This is a genomic window from Sinomonas flava (genome assembly GCF_039531875.1).
In the GTDB taxonomy this organism is placed as follows: Bacteria; Actinomycetota; Actinomycetes; order Actinomycetales; family Micrococcaceae; genus Sinomonas; species Sinomonas flava.
The window spans coordinates 1-1261 of the sequence record NZ_BAAAQW010000021.1 but is presented as its reverse complement, the minus strand read 5'-3'; the positions used below and the strand labels follow the sequence as shown (position 1 = coordinate 1261).

Here is a 1261-nt window from a genome sequence, read left to right as displayed (position 1 = left end):
TGAGTAGTTCGCTGTCCGAGGGGCAGCGGTCGGCGGCTGTAGCGTTGTTCGAGCAGGGTTTCGCCGATCGGGCCGCGGCAACTCGGCTGGGGGTGTCCCGGTGGCCGGTGCAGCGGCTGTATCGGCGTTGGGTGATCCGTGGCAGAGGAGCGCTGGTGGCCAGGACGACGAAGCGGTCGTACCCGTTCGAGCTCAAGCTGGCGGTGGTGAAGGGCTATCTCGCGGGCGAGGGGTCCGCGGGGGCCCTGGCCAGGGATCATGGCCTGTCCTCCTCGAAGCTGGTCGAAGCGTGGGCGCGCGCTTTCCGGGAGGGCGGCGAGGACGCGCTGCGGCCCCGGCCCAGAGGCCGCCCGCCCCGGGACGGGGCCACCTCCCCGGGTGAGCCGAGCGAGCTGGAGCGGCTGCGGGCGGAGAACGAGCGGCTGCAGGCCGAGAACGCCTACCTGAAAAAATTGCGGGCCTTGAGGGCGCAAGGACGGCAGTGAAGGCCCTCGCTGTCTCCTCCCTCAAGGCCGAGCACCGCCTGCCGGTGCTGCTCGAGGCAGCCGGGCTTGCCCGGTCGACGTTCTTCTACCATCAGGCCAGGCTCGGCCGGGCGGACCCCCGGGCCGACCTCAAGGAAGCGGTCCGGGCAGCGTTCGAGGGCGCGCACGGACGCTACGGGCACCGCAGGGTGCACCGGGAACTCGTCAAGGGCGGCTGGCAGGTGGCGAAGAAGACGGTGCTGGAGCTCATGCGCCAGCTCGGCCTGGCCTGCAGGGTCCGCCGGAAACGCCGCTACGCCTCATACCGGGGCGACGTCGGCCAGACCGCGGAGAACCTCCTGGACCGCCAGTTCGCTGCCGATGCCGTGAACCAGAAGTGGGTCACGGATGTGACCGAGTTCCGGGTCGGCAAGGACAAGCTCTACCTCTCCCCGGTCATGGACCTGTTCAACCGCGAGATCATCGCCTACTCCACCAGCAGATCACCGAACCTGCAGCTGGCCACCTCGTCACTGCGCCAGGCGATCGCCGCTCTCGGGCCCGGGGAGCATCCGATGGTGCACACCGACCAAGGATTCCAGTACCAGCACCGTGCCTGGCGGACGCTGCTCGCCGACGCCGGAGCGAGGCAGTCGATGTCCCGCAAGGGCAACTGCTTCGACAACGCCATCATCGAGAACTTCTTCGGCCACCTCAAGGAAGAGTGCTTCCACCACGTCCGCTACCTCAGTATCGAGGCGCTCGAAAACGCCGTCCACGACTACATCCGCTGGTAC

At 68.6% G+C, this 1261-nt stretch carries 2 protein-coding genes; both read left to right on the top strand.

Translation table 11 applies throughout. The features are described from left to right. Positions 1 to 485: helix-turn-helix domain-containing protein (locus ABD298_RS18640; RefSeq protein WP_344301346.1), on the top strand; the 485-nt coding region annotated here is incomplete at its 5' end. Next, the coding region (locus ABD298_RS18635) for an IS3 family transposase (protein WP_344301345.1) at positions 482 to 1261 on the top strand (780 nt) is incomplete at its 3' end. The genes ABD298_RS18640 and ABD298_RS18635, both read left to right, overlap by 4 nt.